Source organism: Nonomuraea glycinis, from assembly GCF_035920485.1.
GTDB lineage: Bacteria > Actinomycetota > Actinomycetes > Streptosporangiales > Streptosporangiaceae > Nonomuraea > Nonomuraea glycinis.
Genome location: NZ_CP109166.1, coordinates 1,456,489 through 1,471,640 on the forward strand (window position 1 = coordinate 1,456,489; position 15,152 = coordinate 1,471,640).

A 15,152-nucleotide genomic window follows, 5' to 3' on the forward strand; every position below is an offset into this window, starting at 1 on the left:
GACAAGCCCGCGCCCTGGGTCGTGGTGCCGGACCGAACGGTAGCGCGGGCGTCGCCGTATCGGAGGGCTAGCTTCCCGCAGGCGGCCGTCCTGATGTGTCGCTGCCGTCATCGTTCCACTGTGGGTCGTCGATGACGACGCACGGGCCGACATCGCCGGGGACCAGGAGCGTGGCGAGCTTCCAGAACACCTTTCCGGTTACGGGGGGCTCCTTCTCATCGTCCTGTTTGCCGGCAAACTCCAACACCAATGTCTTGTCCTTGCCGATGAGCTGAGGCTTGATATCCAGCCCGCCCTCCCGCATGGTGACGAGCCCGTCCGGAGCCAGGACGCTCCGTCCTCTGTTCTTCTGGCACTGCTTGCCGGACTCGAGGTACGTGATGTCCGCTCTGACGCCCGCCGCCTTCAGATCCTGCTCCAGCCGGTCGGCGTCCTTGAACTCACGGATCTCGACCCCCACCGTGCCGTCCGCCTTCTTGCTCACCGCGTACGCCGAGCTCTCCGTGCCGGTCATCAGCGGTACGGCGATGGCCGCCGCGGCGGCGAGGCCGGCCACCGCCGCTCCCAAGGACACGCGGCGAACAGTACGGCGACGGTGTTCGTCCCGCGCGGCGAATTCGACTTTCAGATCCATCAGCAACTGCTCCTCGAAACTCATGTGCCGTTTCCTTCCATGACGAAGGGCACTTCCTTGAGCGTTCGGCGCGCGCGATGCAGCCGCACCATGGCGGTCCCCGACCGGATGCCGAGGGAGCTCGCGGCTTCGGTGACTGTCAGCTGGTCGATGACGACCAACTCCAGCACGGCGCGTTCCCCCTCAGGCAAGTCGGCCATGGCCTGGAAAGCCCGCCGAGCGGGCTGCTCCGCGTCGATCCGCTCCTCCAGCCGGGCGATGTCGTCGCCGTCCAGTGGCCGCCGCCTGCTTACGCGGTCGGTCAGCTGGGACTCCCGCAACGCCCGGCGCCGCTCGGCCGAGAGCGTGTTGCGTGCTACGCCATACAGCCACGCGACCTCGCTGCCCCGTCCCGGCCGGTAGGTGTGAGCGGACTCCATCACCGCCAGGAACACATCCGCCACCAGGTCCGCGACCGCATGGGGGTCATCGACCCGGCGGGCCAGGAATCGCGTGATCCCTTCGACGTGCCGCCGGTAGAAGGCCTCGAACGCCGCAGAGTCTGTGGCGAACTCCGCCTGTTTACGACGCACCGGCCATGCTCCCTTCGTCGATCTACACCCATACTTGGTATGAAGCGATCAAAGGCTTACAAGCCGACGTCATCGACGTGTGAGTCGCATGAGCGGTGGCTAGTCCTGGCTGGGGCAGCGCTGCGTGCCGGAACGCGAACACGCTCTCGGCCGGGATCAACTCCCGCCTTTCGACTGTTCCACCGTTGACGATGCATGGCCTGAAAGATCTTTACGCCCCGTAGTGACTGCCAGTGCTTTGCCGTTTACGGTTTGGAGTTGTTGGGCTGCATGGCGTGAATGCGGCAGGCGGGTACGGCGGCTTCTCCTGTGGGAGGCGATGGTGACGTCACTATGGGAACGCGTGACCCAGGCCGAGACGGCTGCGCTACGGCAGGCCGAGGACTTGCGGGCGCAACTGGCCGCAGTCGAGGAACGAATGCAGCGCCTGGCCATCACGCGCGAGACGCTGACAGAGTTCGCTGGCGATCACCTCAGCGACGCCGACATGCCTGGGCGCCCGCAAGCTCGTGAACCTGACGGCGGACGACGTTGACCGCTGGCTCGTCGACAGGTCCAACCACCTCAGCACCCGCACCCTGCGCGAACTGCGTTCGATCCTCGTCCGCTCGATCTCAAGGGCTCAGGCCCGCGACAAGGTGAAGCGCAACGTCGTGCTCCTGTGCGAGATCCCCAAGGGCAAGGAAGGCCGCCCGTCCAAGTCGCTGACCCTCGCCCAGGCCGAGGCCGTTCTCAAGGCGTCCGAAGGCACGCCCCTGCACGCGTACGTCGTCCTGTCACTGCTCCTCGGGGCTCGGACGGAGGAACTGCGCGCGCTCACCTGGTCGCACGTCAACCTGGACGGGACACCACCGTCCATCATGGTCTGGCGCTCCGTCCGCGAAGGCGGCGACACCAAGACGAAGAAGTCCCGCCGCACCCTGGCCATGCCGCGGCGCTGCGTCGACGCTCTCAAGCTCCACCGCGAACGCCAGGACGTAGCCAAGAAGGCAGCGGGCGACCGCTGGCAAGACAACGACCTCGTGTTCGCGTCCAAGGTCGGCACGGAACTCGACGCGCACAACGTCCGCCGCTCCTTCCGGGCCGTCCTCCAAAAGGCCGGCCTCGACCCGAAGGACTGGACACCCCGCGAGATGCGGCACAGCTTCGTCTCGCCGCTCTCCGACTCCGGCATGCCCATCGAGGCCATCTCACGCCTGGTCGGCCACCGCAACACCAGCGTGACGGAGACCGTCTATCGCAAACAGCTCCGTCCGGTGCTCCTGGATGGTGCCGAGGCTATGGATGAGATCTTCCCTAGTGACTGATCTTGCGCGATCATCTTCTAGCCCTGCCCCTTCTACGAAGGACGCAAGTGAACCGCAGTAGCAAAGCCTTTGGCTTGTTGATCGTTGGGTGGGTCATCCTTGGCTTCGCCTGTTTTGCCACCTTCTTCGGCGGCGTCACGGCGACCCACACTCCGCTCGTGGTCGCGATGGTAGGAGCGGGCCTGGGATTTTTCCTGACAGCGATCGTCGCAGCGATCTACGACCGTGGTCCACGCTGATCCGGAATACCTAGTTACTCACTTAGTCACCCAAGAACGCGAAAGGCCGTTCCCGATCACTCGGAAACGGCCTTTGACCTGGGTGGAGATGAGGGGATTCGAACCCCTGACCCCTTCGATGCGAACGAAGTGCGCTACCGGACTGCGCTACATCCCCAAGGACTAGACCAGGTTAGCAAACTTCCGGGGGTCCCCGCGCCACCCTTACCCGTCGCCCACCGCTCGCCGGGGTGGTTCCGCGTACTGGTCGAAGAGGACGTCCGCCTGTCGGGCCGCGAATTCGATGACTTCGGCCTCCGCCTGCGCCGCCATCTCCGCCGCGCGCCGCTGCGCCCGTACGCGCCGGGCCCGCTCGCGCGCCTGTACGGCCCGCTGCCGCCGCTCGCGGTCCACCTGTACGGCGATCCGCAGGAACACCATGTAGCCGAGCATGATCGCGCAGGCCGGCGCCACCGCCCACCAGGGGATCACCCGCACGGCGGCCGTGACCACGGTCGCCACCACGAGCAGGCTGGTGAAGAAGAGCAGCCGACGCCGGCGGGCGACGATGATGGCTCGCCGCCGGGCCCGGAACTGGCGTGGGTCGACGCGCTCGTACTCCGCGGTGTCGAACTCCTGCGTGCCGTCAGCCTCGCTGAGGTCGGGGAGTTGGTATTCGCCGGTGTAGTGTTCTTCGAGCTCGGCCAGTTCGGCGAGGTTTGTCTTGTCCCTGCGCAGCCACATCGGGATCAGGACACACAGCCACATGACGACGATGGCAAGGTAGAGGAAAGCGCCGCTCATGGGCACCTCCGGGCAGCACGAAAGCGCCTCTGTGCTTCTGGCGCCTTCAATGTGCTCACGTCACGCACCGTAAGACCGTCTGTCACTAGTTGACGAGCATTCGATGCGGTGTGTCGCGAGATCGTCAAACCTCTTCTACTGGAGACCCGCCGTGAGCTGCTGACTCACGAGCGCGACGCCACTGCACGAGCAGCCCGCCAGGAACGTCCTCAACGGTCAACGCGTAACAGATGTGGTCGCGCCAGGCTCCATCGATGTGGAGTTGACGACGCCGAATGCCTTCTTCCCTGAACCCGAGCTTCTCAACCACCCTACGGCTGGCCTGGTTCTCAGGTCGGATGTTCGCCTCCAGCCGGTGCAATCCCGCGGTGAAGAAACAATGGTCGACGGCCAGGGCGAGGGCGGTGGGGGTGATGCCCCGGCCGGCGAGCGCGCCGTCGATCCAGTAGCCGACCTGTGCGGAGCGGGCCGACCCCCAGACCATGGCGCCGATGGTCAGCTGCCCCGCGAAGCGATCACCGTACGTGACCACCCAGGGCAGGGCCATGCCCTGCCTGGCCTCGCGGCGCAGCGTGCCGACCATGGAGATGTACGGTCCGAGTCCGGTCTTGAACAGGGGCGTTTCGGGGTTGCTGGGCTCCCAGGGGCGTAGCCAGTCGGCATTGCGCACCCGGGTGTCGCGCCAAACGCGCACATCCCCCAGCCGGAGCGGCCGGAGGCCGACCGGACCTTCGCTCAGCGTCGCAGGCCAGCCGCGTAGTCGATCCACATCTCTCATCATCCCCCTATCACGCCCGATGCCGCCACGGGTCGATTCCGGTCACTTCGTGCACTTGGGAATCAGTGGAGATCAACGAGGGTGGTCGCCGCCGCGAATCTGGTCGACGGCGTGCTGGAGGATGGGCGTGAGCACGGCGACGCCATCGCGTACGCCGCCGCTGGATCCGGGCAGGTTGACGATGAGGGTGGCACCTGCCTGACCTGCGAGGCCCCGGGAGAGGATCGAGGTGGGGACCTTGTCGCGGTTAGCCGAGCGGATGGTCTCGGCGATGCCAGGAATCTCCCGGGTGATGACTCGGGCCGTCATCTCGGGCGTCAGATCGGTGGGGGTCAGCCCGGTGCCGCCTGTGGTCACGATCACGTCATAGCCTGCCGCGACCCCGTCGCGCAGCGCGCCTTCCACCGGGTCGCCGTCGGGCACCACGACCGGGCCGTCGACCGTGCAGCCCGCCTCGCCGAGCAGCGTCACCAGCAGCGCCCCGGATTTATCCTCATAAATCCCGGCGGATGCTCGGTTCGACGCCGTGACCACCAGCGCCCGGATCATGGCCGCGTCCAGAGGCCGGTCTTGCCGCCGGTCTTCTCCTCGACCCGCACGTCGCTGATCACCGCGGCCGGGTCGACGGCCTTGACCATGTCGATCAGCGCCAGCGCCGCGACCGTGACCGCCGTCAGCGCCTCCATCTCCACACCTGTCCGATCAGCGGTCTTGACCCGGCAGGTGATCCCCACACCCCAGTCCTCGACGTCCAGCGTCACCTTCACGCCGTGCAGGGCGATGGGATGGCAGAGCGGAATGAGGTCAGGTGTCCGTTTCGCCCCCATGATGCCGGCGATCCGCGCCACGCCCAGAGCGTCGCCCTTGGGCACCTCACCGGAGCGCAGCAGCTCGATGACCTCGCCGGTCAGCAGCACCCGCCCGGTGGCGGTGGCGGTGCGGACGCTGACGTCCTTGGCCGACACGTCGACCATCCGCGCGGCCCCGGTCTCGTCCAGATGGGTGAACTCACTCACAGCCTGATCACCTGCACTTCCGCACCGGCCGGCACGTCGGTGACGTCCTCGGGCACCACGATCAGGGCATCGGCCGAGGCCAGGGCGGCGAGCTGGTGGGAGCCCTGCCCGCGCAACGGTGTCACCTCGCCGCCGGGGTCGAGCCGCCCGCGCAGGAACGACCGCTTGCCCTCGGGCGAGCGCACCGCCCCGGCGACCCGGGCGGTGACCGTCTCGGCCGGCCCGGCGGGCAGTCCACGCATCCTGCCGAGCGCAGGCCGTACGAAAAGCATGAAAGAGACGAACGACGAGACGGGGTTGCCGGGCAGCGCGAAGACCGGCACCTGGTCGTCGCCCACGACGCCGAAGCCCTGGGGCATGCCGGGCTGCATGGCGACCTTCTCGAAGCGTACGGTGCCGAGCGGCGCGAGGGCCTCCTTGACCGGCTCGTAGGCGCCCATGGAGACGCCGCCGCTGGTGATGACGGCGTCGGCCCTGAGGAGCTGGGCGTCGAGCTGCTCCAGGAAGGCCGCCGGGTCGTCGCCCACGGTCGGCGCCCGGAAGGCGTCGGCGCCCGCTTCGAGGGCGGCGGCGGTCAGCGTGAAGCTGTTGGAGTCCCAGATCTGCCCGGGGCCGAGCGGAAGGCCGGGCTCGACCAGCTCGGCGCCGGTGGCGAGCACGACGACCCGCGGCCGGGGGCGGGCCAGCACGCGGCGGCGGCCCACTCCGGCGATGATGCCGAGCTGGGCGGGGCCGATCAGCGTGCCGGCCTCCAGCACGACCGCGCCGGAGGGCACGTCCTCGCCCGCGTGCCGGACGGCGTTGCCGACCTCGACCGTACGATCGATCCGGACGGAGACCGTGCCGCCGTCGGTCCACTCCACCGGCACCACCGCGTCGGCCCCCGCGGGGAGGGGGCCACCGGTCATGATCCGCATGGTGTGACCGGGGCCGATGGCCCGCAGCTCGTCGGAGCCGGCGGCCACGTCGTCGATCACCGGCAGGGTGACCGGCACCTGCGCGATGTCGACCGACCGTACGGCGTATCCGTCCATGGCGGAGTTGTTGAACGGCGGCAGCGGCACCGGTGAGGTGATCTCCTCCGCCAGCGTCCCGCCGAGAGCCTGCTCCAACTCCAGCTCCAGCGGCGCGAGCGGGCGCACCGTGGCCAGGATGTCGGCCAGGTGCGCGTCAACTGATTTCATCGAGGAACTCTCGCAACCAGGGCAGGAAGTCGGGCGCCAGGTCCGGCCGGTCCGCCGCGAACTTGACCACGGTACGCAGGTAGTCGAGCTTGTCGCCGGTGTCGTAGCGACGGCCGCGGAACAGCACGCCGTGCACCTGCCCGCCCTCCGCCACGCTCTTGCCGGCCAGCGTGCGCAGCGCGTCGGTGAGCTGGATCTCGCCGCCACGGCCCGGCGGGGTGTTCTCCAGCACCTCGAACACCGCGGGGTCGATGACGTAGCGGCCGATGATCGCCCAGTTGGAGGGCGCCTCGTCCACCGGCGGCTTCTCCACCAGGTCGGTCACCCGCACCACGTCGTCCTCGACGCTCCCCTCGATGGTGGCCACGCCGTACAGCGAGACCTGCTCCTTGGGGACCTCCATCAGCGCGATCACGCTGCCGCCGTAGGTGTTGCGCACCTCGATCATGCGCTTGAGCAGCGGGTCGCGCCGGTCGATGAGGTCGTCGCCGAGCAGGCACGCGAACGGGTGGTCTCCGACGTGCTGCTTGGCGCAGAGCACCGCGTGACCGAGCCCCTTCGGCTCGCCCTGCCGTACGTAATGCAGGGTCGCCAGGGCGGCCGGGTCGCGGACCTGGGAGAGCCGGTGCTCGTCGCCCTTCGCCTCGAGCACTTCCTCCAGCTCGAACGCGCGGTCGAAGTGATCCTCGATCGACCGCTTGTTCTTGCCTGTCACCATCAGAAGGTCGAGCAGCCCGGCGGAGGCGGCCTCCTCGACGACATACTGGATGGCGGGCTTGTCGACGATGGGCAGCATCTCTTTGGGTGTCGCCTTGGTCGCCGGAAGGAACCGGGTGCCCAGACCCGCGGCGGGCACGACGGCTTTCGTCACAGGGTCGAAGTCAGCCATGAGTAGACCCTAGTGGAGGTACCTGTGGACAAGTTGAACCTGCGCCGTGAGCTGATTTCGGCGCGCGCCTCACTCACACCCGAGCAACTGCGCTCGAACGCCACCAATATCCGCGAAACGCTGCTCGATCAGCCGTGGGCGCAGATGGCCGGACTGGTCGCCTGCTACTGGTCGATCGGCACCGAGCCGGACACCCACGGGCTGGTGTTCGCCCTGTGGAAACACGGGACCACCGTGATGCTGCCGGTCCTGCGGGAGGACAACGACCTCGACTGGGCGGTGTACGACGGTCCCGACACGCTCGCGCCCGGCCGGTTCGGCGTGCCGGAGCCGGTGGACACCCGGCGTGGGATCGACGCGATCCGCACGGCGGCGCTCGTGATCGTGCCCGCGCTGGCCGTGGACAGGCTCTCCGGGGTACGCCTCGGCCGCGGCGGCGGCTCCTACGACCGCGCGCTGAGCAGGGTGGGGCCGAACGTGCCCACGGTCGCGCTGCTGCATGAGGGCGAGCTCAGGGACGATGTGCCGGCCGAGCCGCATGACAAACCGGTCCACTTTGCGATCACACCAGTGGGACTCACTAGTCTTAAGTGACTACACACACATAGAGGGGACCAGATGACGCTTGATGTCTGGCTCCTTGTCGGTGCCGCGATCGTCATCGCGGCCATCATCTCCGTACGGGTGGCGCACCGTAGCGGCCTGCCGAGTCTGCTGTTGTTCCTGGGGCTCGGTCTGGTCCTGGGCGATTCCGTGGCGGGCATCCCGTTCAGCGATCCCGGGATCGCCAAGGACATCGGCTTCCTCGCGCTGGCGATGATCCTGGCCGAGGGCGGCCTGACCACGAACTGGAACCACGTACGCGGATCGGTCCCCATCGCGCTGATCCTGGCCACCTTCGGCGTGGCAGTCAGCATCGCGGCGGTGGCGGTGCCCGTGCACTTCCTGCTCGGCGTCGACATCACCACCGCGTTGATCCTCGGAGCCGTGCTGGCCCCCACCGACGCGGCCGCGGTGTTCTCCGTGCTGCGCAGGCTGCCACTGCCGCCCAGGCTGGCGGGCATCCTGGAGGCCGAGTCCGGGTTCAACGACGCCCCCACGGTGATCGCCGTGGTGCTGCTGAGCAGCGCCGCCCACACGGCGCCGAGCGTCGGCACCTTCCTGCTGGAGACGACGGTCGAGCTGCTGATCGGCGCCGCCGTCGGACTCGCCGTAGGCCCCGCCGGCGCCTACGCGCTGCGCCGCATCGCCCTGCCGGCCTCGGGCCTCTACCCGATCGCCGTGCTCGCGCTGACCATGGTCTCCTACGCCGGGGCCGTGCTGCTGCACGGTTCGGGATTCCTGGCCATCTACCTGACCGCCCTGATCCTGGGCAATTCGCGGCTGCCGCACCGGGCGGCGACCAAGGGGTTCGCGGAGGGCGCGGCGTGGCTGGCGCAGATCGGGCTGTTCGTGATGCTCGGCATGCTGGCCAGCCCCAGGGAGATGCCGGCGGCGATCGTGCCCGGCCTGATCACCGGGACGATCCTGGTGCTGGCGGCTCGGCCGCTGACCGTCATGGCCAGCTCGCTGGTCACCCGGATGGCCCGGCTGGGCACGGTGAGCCTGCGCGAGCAGGCGTTCCTGTCCTGGGCGGGGTTGCGTGGCGCCATCCCGGTCGTGCTGGCGACCATCCCGTGGGCGGCCGGGGTCGCGGGCTCGAAGGAGATCTTCAACCAGGTCTTCGTGATCGTCATCGTGTTCACGCTGCTCCAGGGGCCGACGCTGCCCCTGGTGGCCCGGCTGCTCAAAGTGACCGCTCCCGGCGAGGCGCACGACCTGGAGGTGGAGGCCGCGCCGCTCGAAGAGCTGAACGCCGACCTGCTGCAGGTCAGGGTCCCTCCTGGCTCCCAGCTGCACGGCGTGGAGATCTTCGAGCTGCGGCTGCCGGCCGGGGCCCAGGTGACGCTGGTCGTCCGCGACGGGAAGTCGTTCGTGCCCTCGCGGAGCACGAGGATCAGGTCCGACGACCAGCTCCTGGTGGTGACCACGGTGGACTGCCGCAACCAGGTGGAACACCGCCTGCGCGCCGTCAGCCGCCGCGGGAAACTGGCCGGATGGTACGGCGAGCGGGGACTGGAATAGGAATTTGGACCTATCAGTTACCATTAGCAGTCGCATCACTCGAGTGCCAAAGCCTTTAGGAGGAGCGCGTGCCGACCTACCAGTACGCCTGCAACGACTGCGGTGAGCAGCTCGAGGTCGTCCAGAAGTTCAGCGACGACACGTTGACCGTATGTCCGAGCTGCGAGGGCAACCTGCGCAAGGTGTTCTCTGCCGTCGGCATCGTGTTCAAGGGGTCGGGCTTTTACCGCACCGACAACCGCGCGTCGTCGACCTCTTCGGCCCCCTCCAGCAAGCCCGCCGAAACCAAGTCCACCGACAGCAAGCCCGCCGAGAGCAGCAAGCCCGCCGCCTCGACCTCGACGCCGGCTCCCGCCGCCGCGGCCAACTAGCGAGGCCGGTCTCGACGCCGGCGCCCGCCGCTGCGGCCACCTAGCGGGGCCGGTCTCCCAGCGCCCCGAGCAGCTCCGGAGCGATCCTGTCGAGGAGCTGCTCAAGCTGCGGATGGGCGCCCCAGTCGGCCACCAGCCGGCTGAGCGCCTCGCGTGAGCCGCGCAGCAGCCGGAGCGCGGCCTCCTGTCCGCGCGCGGTGAGCCGTAGCTGGTCGCCGTCCTGCGACCGCTCGACGAACCCGTCATCGATGAGCTGGTCGACGTACGGCCTGCCCTGGCTCCTGCTGACCTGGGCGCGTTCGGCCAGCGACTGGGCCGAGACCCAGGCCTCGCCGCCCAGCCTGGCGATGATCCACACCCCTTCGGGCGTCATGCCCTCCAACCCTGCCAGGTCGCCCATCCGCGCGTAGAACCCCTTGCGCAGGTTGGCGTCGGCGAGCCGGACGAGACCGCGTTCGACCTCCGCCAGCGACGACCGCTCGGCGGACGTGGCGCCCAGCCCTTCGCCCAGGTCGGCCGCCTTGGTGGTCTGCCGCAGCCGCTGCTGCGGGATGAACCAGGTCAGGACGAACGCGGCCAGCATGATGGGCGCCGCCACCCGGAACACGACGGCGACGGAGTCGGCGTACACATGCAGGAACTCCGCGGCCAGATCGGGCGGCAGCCGCTGGATGGCCGTGGGGTCCCGCTGGACGGTCGCCGGGTCGAACCCCGTCGGCAGTGCCTTCCTGGCGAGCACCTCGCTGACGTCGGCGGCGAGCCGGCCGGTGAAGACGGCACCGAGCGTGGCCACCCCGAACGAGCCGCCGATCGACCGGAAGAACGTGGCGCCCGAGGTGGCGACGCCGAGATCCTTGAAGTCGACGGCGTTCTGCACCACGATCACCAGCACCTGCATGGTCATGCCCAGGCCGACCCCGAGCACCAGCAGGTAGACGCCCAATGCCACCAGGCTGCTGAACTCGGTGAGCGTGGACAGCAGGAACATCCCCACGGTCGCGAACGCGGTGCCAGCAATGGGGAAATAGCGGTATTTGCCGGTCTTGGAGATGACCTGCCCGCTAATGATGGACATGGTCAGCATGCCCGCCATCATCGGCAGCAGGTAAACGCCGGACAGCGTGGCGCTCACCCCGTGCACGATCTGCAGGTAGAGCGGGAGATAGGTGAGCGCGCCGAACATGCCGAACCCCACCACGAACCCGACGATCGACGCCATCGAGAACGCCCTGATCCGGAACAGCTCCAGCGGCAGCACCGGCTCCCGCGCCCGCCGCGCCGAGACCACCCACCCGGCCAGCATCGCCACGGCCGCCATAGCGAGCCCGACGATCACCGGATCGCGCCACGGATAGATCGTGCCGCCCCAGGTGGCGATCAGAACCAGGCACGAGGTGGCGCCGCCGAGCAGCACCACGCCGGCGTAGTCGATCCGGTGCCTGGTGCGGGTCCGGTCGCTCGGCAGCACCGCGACGACCACGAACAGCGCGATCGCCCCGAGGGGCAGGTTGACGTAGAAGACCCAGTGCCACGACAGGTGGTCCACGAACAGGCCGCCGAGCAGCGGCCCGACGATGCTGGAGACGGCGAAGACGGCGCCGAAGTAGCCTTGGTACTTGCCTCGGTCGCGGGCCGAGACGACGTCGCCGACGATGGCCTGGGCCAGCACCATCAGCCCGCCGCCGCCGAGCCCCTGGATCCCCCGGAAGGCGATGAGCTGCGCCATGCTCTGGCTGAGCCCGCACAGCGCCGAGCCGGCCAGGAAGATGACGATGGCGGCGAGGAAGAGCCTTTTGCGGCCGTACTGGTCGCCGAGCTTGCCCCACAGCGGGGTGGAAACCGTGGAGGCCAGGATGTAGGCCGTCACCACCCACGACAGGTGCGCCAGGCCGCCGAGGTCGCCGACGATGGTCGGCAGCGCGGTCGACACGATGGTCTGGTCGAGCGCGGCCAGCAGCATGCCGAGCATGAGCGCGATGATGATGAGCCCAAGACCCCGATGCCGCATGCGCCTGATCATACTCTCCGCACTGGAACGATCACTTTACGGAGCGACGGTTGTCCACAGGCCGGAAACCGGGTTATCCACAGAACTCCGTTCGGCTCCATCTCGCCCTCCCGCGATCCCGATACCCTCTGCGCCATGGCTAATCGCGCAGATATCGGCGTCATTGGTGGTTCCGGCTTCTACTCCCTGCTCGACGACGCGGAGGAGGTCGAGGTCACCACGCCGTACGGCCCGCCCAGCGATGTCGTCACCGTCGGGCGCATCGGCTCCCGTTCCGTGGCGTTCATCCCACGGCATGGCCGCGACCACCGCTTTCCCCCGCACCGCATCCCCTATCAGGCCAACCTGTGGGCGCTGCGCTCCCTCGGCGTGCGCCAGGTGCTGGCGCCCAGCGCCGTCGGTTCGCTGCGGGCCGAGGTGGGGCCGGGCGCGATCGTGGTGCCCGACCAGCTGGTCGACCGGACCTCAGGACGTGTCCAGACTTATTACGACCATGGCGGGGCCGTGCACGTGTCGTTCTCCGACCCCTACTGCCCGTCGGGGCGCGCGGTGGCCGTGGCGGCCGCCCGCTCGGGCGAGTGGGACACCGTCGACGGCGGGACCCTGGTGGTCATCGAGGGCCCGCGCTTCTCCACGCGGGCCGAGTCGCAGTGGTTCCAGGGCAACGGGTGGACGATCGTCGGCATGACCGGCTTCCCCGAGGCGATCCTCGCCCGGGAGCTGGCCCTGTGCTACACGTCGCTGTCGCTGGTGACCGACCATGACGCCGGGGTCGAGGCCGGCCAGGGGGTCACCCACGAAGAGGTGCTGGAGTTCTTCGGCCGCAACGTGACCCGGATGCGGACCTTGGTGGCCGAGGCGGTGCGGGCGCTGCCCGAGGACCGGACGTGCGCCTGCGGCTCGGCGCTCGACGGCCTCAAGCTGCCCTTCGAGCTGCCATGATCCGAGTCTGGCTACGACGGTGCGAGCGGCGGCGCCGGCTCATCGCCGCCGCGCTCGCCGCCGTCGCCGTCATATCCGGATATTTGGCCCTACGTCCGGCTGTGGGCCCTGCGGTGCTGGTCGCCGCCCGCGACCTGTCCCCCGGCGTGCTGCGCCCCGGAGACCTCCGCGCCGTCTCCCTGGCACACCCGCCCGACGGCGCCCTGCGCAGCGGCGCCGCGGGCCGCGTGCTCGCGACCGCGATGCGACGCGGCGAGCCGCTCACGGACGTGCGACTGCTGGACGCCCTGCGGCTGCCGCCTGGAGTCGTGGCCACGCCCGTACGGATCGCCGACCCTGACGCCGTGCGCCTGATCTCTCCTGGCTCGACGATCAGCGTGCTCGCGGCGTACGAGGGCCAGAGCGCCAGACCGGTGGCCGAGGAGGTCACCGTGCTGACCATCCCGGCCGCCAAGGACGACCACGGCGCCCTGGTCGTGCTCGCCACCACCCCGGCACAGGCGAACGAGCTGGCAGGCGCCCAAGCCGGCGGCCACCTGTCGATCACCATCAGAAGGTGACGGATCGTTTACTATCCGTAGTCATGAATGGCTTCAAGAAATTCCTCATGCGGGGAAACGTCATCGACCTCGCCGTGGCGGTCGTCATCGGAGCGGCCTTCACCGCCGTGGTCAACTCGTTCGTGAGCAACCTGCTGACGCCGTTGATCTCGGCGTTCGGCGGGCTGCCCGACTTCTCCTCGCTGAAGGTCACCGTCGGCCGGTCCAACTTCCTGTACGGCGACTTCATCAACGCCGTCATCTCATTTCTGCTGGTGGCGGCGGTGATCTACTTCCTGATCGTCAAGCCGTACACCCATTTCAAAGACCGGGCGCAAGCCCAGGAGGAGGCCACCCACCGCGACTGTCCCGAGTGCCTGTCGGAGATCCCGATCGCGGCCACCCGCTGCGCGCACTGCACCACCGAGCTCAGCGCCGCCCTCTAGGGCAGCTTGTCCATCTTCGGGTCATACTCCCAGTGCCACGGCTCGAACGGGCTGCTGTAGGCCCAGTCCGGGTGGAACCAGCCATAGCGCTTGCCGTTCTTCTCCAGCCAGTTGAACTCCGCCGACCGGAATCTCTCCACCCCACCGCAGAGGTCCACGGCCAGCCCCAGCCCATGGTTGCTCCGCCCGGGCACAGCAGCGAAGCCGGGCCGCCGGTAGTAGACCGACTGCTGCTCGGCCAGGTTCCGGTAGGCGTCGGTCACGCAGATCGGCCGTCCGAAGGTCTGCTTGTAAGCCTCGTTCAGGCTGACGAACGCGATCGTGGCGTCGGCCCGCAGGCTGTGGCCGCGCTGCTGCAACGGGCAGAGCATCGCGCCGGGAATGAGCCCGTTCGGGTAGTTGCCGGCGGTCGTCGCCCGCAGCGGATTGCAACCGAGCGCCGCCCGCCCCACCTTGTCAATCTTGATCCCCAACTTCACCAGAGCGGCGGTGAGCGACTTGACGATCTTGTCCGACTGCTTCCTGAGCAGATCGACCTCGGCCGCCAGCTGCGCCTCGGCCAGCAGGTTGCCCGCCCTGAGCTCCTGCGCCTCCGCGGCCAGACTCTCCGTCCGCTCGGTCAGGACACTGGTCCGCTCGACCACTTCCTGGCGGGTCTTCACCATGTAGTTGACGCTGGCCATGGCCCGCAGCGTGTCCGTGTCGGTGTCACCCGACAGGAACGGCACGACCCCGTCGGCCCCGATCGGCTGCCCGTAGAGCAGCTCGGCCAACTCCGACACCGGCTGGCGGATCCGCCCCAGCTGAAGCTCCGACTCCCGAAGGACCAGCAACTTGCCCTTGAGCTGCTCCCGAGCCGCCTTGGCGGTGGCCTGCCGCTTCTCCAGCGCCTTGGTCGCATCCTCAAGCTTCTTGGCGGCCTGCTCGGCCTCCTTGCGAAGCTCAGTGAGGTTAGAGGGGTCCTCCTGGCGGTACTTCGCCACGTGGGCCCCCGCCTGGCTCTGGGCCTCGGCCTCGACCTGCGCCTTGGCCGCGCCCTCGGCCTGCGCCTGAGCTCGACCGGGCAGCACGAGCAGCGAAGCCATCGCCATGACGACCGCGATCAGACCTGCTGATCGAGGGGCTGGCACGTTCGACTCCTCCGTTTGCAAACTCGTGACCCGGGTCCGGCACGCACGTTACTACAGCCCCCGAGTGTCCGGACCGAACTCCGAAGAGCCGTTAGGACACGAACGACGCTTTTGTACGGCTCGCCGGAGAAAGCTCCTTGTCTGCGCCGGTGGGGCCTCTCGAGGGTTCAGCACGGTTCATACGGTCTCT

The 15,152-nt window shown here is 68.6% G+C and carries 19 protein-coding genes and 1 tRNA gene; 9 read left to right on the forward strand and 11 right to left on the reverse strand.

Annotated features, from left to right (window positions below):
* Nucleotides 1-67: 67 nt before the first annotated feature.
* Entirely contained in the window at nucleotides 68-658 is a 591-nt protein-coding gene (locus OHA68_RS06685; protein ID WP_327106801.1) for a hypothetical protein, read from the reverse strand.
* Nucleotides 655-1,206, reverse strand: a complete 552-nt coding sequence (locus OHA68_RS06690) for an RNA polymerase sigma factor (RefSeq protein WP_327106802.1) — start codon at nucleotides 1,204-1,206, stop codon at nucleotides 655-657. Before OHA68_RS06690 ends, OHA68_RS06685 begins: the two co-directional genes overlap by 4 nt.
* Nucleotides 1,207-1,549: 343 nt before the next feature.
* Between OHA68_RS06690 and OHA68_RS06695 the strand changes: the two genes are divergently transcribed.
* Genes OHA68_RS06695 through OHA68_RS06705 form a run of 3 tightly spaced genes read left to right on the forward strand, consistent with a single transcriptional unit; the run spans nucleotide 1,550 to nucleotide 2,752 of the window.
* Entirely contained in the window at nucleotides 1,550-1,741 is a 192-nt protein-coding gene (locus OHA68_RS06695; RefSeq protein WP_327106803.1) for a hypothetical protein, read from the forward strand.
* A complete protein-coding gene (locus OHA68_RS06700) occupies nucleotides 1,716-2,513 on the forward strand; it encodes a site-specific integrase (RefSeq protein WP_327106804.1) in 798 nt (265 codons plus the stop codon). The genes OHA68_RS06695 and OHA68_RS06700 overlap by 26 nt, the downstream gene beginning before the upstream one ends.
* Before the next feature lie 47 nt (nucleotides 2,514-2,560).
* Nucleotides 2,561-2,752 carry a hypothetical protein gene (locus tag OHA68_RS06705; RefSeq protein ID WP_327106805.1) on the forward strand — a complete coding sequence of 64 codons (192 nt, stop codon included), beginning with the start codon at nucleotides 2,561-2,563 and terminating at the stop codon, nucleotides 2,750-2,752.
* Between the two features lie 83 nt (nucleotides 2,753-2,835).
* Here the strand turns inward: OHA68_RS06705 and OHA68_RS06710 are convergent.
* From OHA68_RS06710 to galU, 7 genes are all read right to left on the reverse strand, one after another.
* Nucleotides 2,836-2,909: transfer RNA gene (locus OHA68_RS06710), tRNA-Ala, on the reverse strand.
* A 47-nt stretch (nucleotides 2,910-2,956) separates the two neighbouring features.
* Nucleotides 2,957-3,535, reverse strand: a complete 579-nt coding sequence (gene sepX / locus OHA68_RS06715; protein ID WP_189145014.1) for a divisome protein SepX/GlpR — start codon at nucleotides 3,533-3,535, stop codon at nucleotides 2,957-2,959.
* A gap of 124 nt (nucleotides 3,536-3,659) precedes the next feature.
* Nucleotides 3,660-4,313: a GNAT family N-acetyltransferase gene (locus OHA68_RS06720; protein WP_407674487.1), complete on the reverse strand. Its 654-nt coding sequence runs from the start codon at nucleotides 4,311-4,313 to the stop codon at nucleotides 3,660-3,662.
* 72 nt (nucleotides 4,314-4,385) lie between these two features.
* Complete coding sequence (locus OHA68_RS06725) at nucleotides 4,386-4,862, reverse strand: MogA/MoaB family molybdenum cofactor biosynthesis protein (RefSeq protein ID WP_327106807.1); 477 nt, start codon at nucleotides 4,860-4,862, stop codon at nucleotides 4,386-4,388.
* Nucleotides 4,859-5,329 carry a cyclic pyranopterin monophosphate synthase MoaC gene (gene moaC, locus OHA68_RS06730; protein WP_327106808.1) on the reverse strand — a complete coding sequence of 157 codons (471 nt, stop codon included), beginning with the start codon at nucleotides 5,327-5,329 and terminating at the stop codon, nucleotides 4,859-4,861. The genes OHA68_RS06725 and moaC overlap by 4 nt, the downstream gene beginning before the upstream one ends.
* Entirely contained in the window at nucleotides 5,326-6,513 is a 1,188-nt protein-coding gene (glp, locus tag OHA68_RS06735) for a molybdotransferase-like divisome protein Glp (RefSeq protein ID WP_327106809.1), read from the reverse strand. Before glp ends, moaC begins: the two co-directional genes overlap by 4 nt.
* On the reverse strand, nucleotides 6,500-7,402 hold the full coding sequence (galU, locus tag OHA68_RS06740; RefSeq protein ID WP_189145010.1) for a UTP--glucose-1-phosphate uridylyltransferase GalU: 903 nt from the start codon (nucleotides 7,400-7,402) through the stop codon (nucleotides 6,500-6,502). Before galU ends, glp begins: the two co-directional genes overlap by 14 nt.
* 24 nt (nucleotides 7,403-7,426) lie before the next feature.
* Here galU and OHA68_RS06745 point away from each other — a divergent pair, with 24 nt between their 5' ends.
* From OHA68_RS06745 to OHA68_RS06755, 3 genes are all read left to right on the forward strand, one after another.
* Nucleotides 7,427-7,996: a 5-formyltetrahydrofolate cyclo-ligase gene (locus tag OHA68_RS06745; protein WP_327106810.1), complete on the forward strand. Its 570-nt coding sequence runs from the start codon at nucleotides 7,427-7,429 to the stop codon at nucleotides 7,994-7,996.
* A gap of 24 nt (nucleotides 7,997-8,020) precedes the next feature.
* On the forward strand, nucleotides 8,021-9,526 hold the full coding sequence (locus OHA68_RS06750) for a potassium/proton antiporter (RefSeq protein WP_327106811.1): 1,506 nt from the start codon (nucleotides 8,021-8,023) through the stop codon (nucleotides 9,524-9,526).
* A gap of 68 nt (nucleotides 9,527-9,594) precedes the next feature.
* Nucleotides 9,595-9,897 carry an FmdB family zinc ribbon protein gene (locus tag OHA68_RS06755; protein WP_327106812.1) on the forward strand — a complete coding sequence of 101 codons (303 nt, stop codon included), beginning with the start codon at nucleotides 9,595-9,597 and terminating at the stop codon, nucleotides 9,895-9,897.
* Between the two features lie 40 nt (nucleotides 9,898-9,937).
* Here OHA68_RS06755 and OHA68_RS06760 read toward each other — a convergent pair whose 3' ends face one another.
* Complete coding sequence (locus OHA68_RS06760; protein ID WP_327106813.1) at nucleotides 9,938-11,905, reverse strand: MFS transporter; 1,968 nt, start codon at nucleotides 11,903-11,905, stop codon at nucleotides 9,938-9,940.
* Between the two features lie 135 nt (nucleotides 11,906-12,040).
* Between OHA68_RS06760 and OHA68_RS06765 the strand changes: the two genes are divergently transcribed.
* The 3 genes from OHA68_RS06765 to mscL are packed head-to-tail and all read left to right on the forward strand — an operon-like array spanning nucleotide 12,041 to nucleotide 13,832.
* Nucleotides 12,041-12,847 carry an S-methyl-5'-thioadenosine phosphorylase gene (locus tag OHA68_RS06765; protein ID WP_327106814.1) on the forward strand — a complete coding sequence of 269 codons (807 nt, stop codon included), beginning with the start codon at nucleotides 12,041-12,043 and terminating at the stop codon, nucleotides 12,845-12,847.
* Entirely contained in the window at nucleotides 12,844-13,407 is a 564-nt protein-coding gene (locus tag OHA68_RS06770; RefSeq protein ID WP_327106815.1) for a CpaB family protein, read from the forward strand. The genes OHA68_RS06765 and OHA68_RS06770 overlap by 4 nt, the downstream gene beginning before the upstream one ends.
* A gap of 23 nt (nucleotides 13,408-13,430) precedes the next feature.
* Entirely contained in the window at nucleotides 13,431-13,832 is a 402-nt protein-coding gene (gene mscL / locus OHA68_RS06775; protein WP_189145004.1) for a large conductance mechanosensitive channel protein MscL, read from the forward strand.
* Here mscL and OHA68_RS06780 read toward each other — a convergent pair.
* Nucleotides 13,829-14,962: a D-alanyl-D-alanine carboxypeptidase family protein gene (locus OHA68_RS06780; RefSeq protein ID WP_327106816.1), complete on the reverse strand. Its 1,134-nt coding sequence runs from the start codon at nucleotides 14,960-14,962 to the stop codon at nucleotides 13,829-13,831. The genes mscL and OHA68_RS06780 overlap by 4 nt on opposite strands.
* Between the last annotated feature and the right edge of the window lie 190 nt (nucleotides 14,963-15,152).

What these genes read in the sequence shown, in the direction of transcription:
- OHA68_RS06685 (WP_327106801.1), bottom strand. Translation starts at nt 658, where the DNA reads ATGAGTTTCGAGGAGCAGTTGCTGATGGATCTGAAAGTCGAATTCGCC.
- sepX (WP_189145014.1), bottom strand. Translation starts at nt 3,535, where the DNA reads ATGAGCGGCGCTTTCCTCTACCTTGCCATCGTCGTCATGTGGCTGTGT.
- OHA68_RS06720 (WP_407674487.1), bottom strand. Translation starts at nt 4,313, where the DNA reads ATGAGAGATGTGGATCGACTACGCGGCTGGCCTGCGACGCTGAGCGAA.
- OHA68_RS06725 (WP_327106807.1), bottom strand. Translation starts at nt 4,862, where the DNA reads ATGATCCGGGCGCTGGTGGTCACGGCGTCGAACCGAGCATCCGCCGGG.
- glp (WP_327106809.1), bottom strand. Translation starts at nt 6,513, where the DNA reads ATGAAATCAGTTGACGCGCACCTGGCCGACATCCTGGCCACGGTGCGC.
- galU (WP_189145010.1), bottom strand. Translation starts at nt 7,402, where the DNA reads ATGGCTGACTTCGACCCTGTGACGAAAGCCGTCGTGCCCGCCGCGGGT.
- OHA68_RS06750 (WP_327106811.1), top strand. Translation starts at nt 8,021, where the DNA reads ATGACGCTTGATGTCTGGCTCCTTGTCGGTGCCGCGATCGTCATCGCG.
- OHA68_RS06760 (WP_327106813.1), bottom strand. Translation starts at nt 11,905, where the DNA reads ATGCGGCATCGGGGTCTTGGGCTCATCATCATCGCGCTCATGCTCGGC.
- OHA68_RS06765 (WP_327106814.1), top strand. Translation starts at nt 12,041, where the DNA reads ATGGCTAATCGCGCAGATATCGGCGTCATTGGTGGTTCCGGCTTCTAC.
- OHA68_RS06770 (WP_327106815.1), top strand. Translation starts at nt 12,844, where the DNA reads ATGATCCGAGTCTGGCTACGACGGTGCGAGCGGCGGCGCCGGCTCATC.
- mscL (WP_189145004.1), top strand. Translation starts at nt 13,431, where the DNA reads ATGAATGGCTTCAAGAAATTCCTCATGCGGGGAAACGTCATCGACCTC.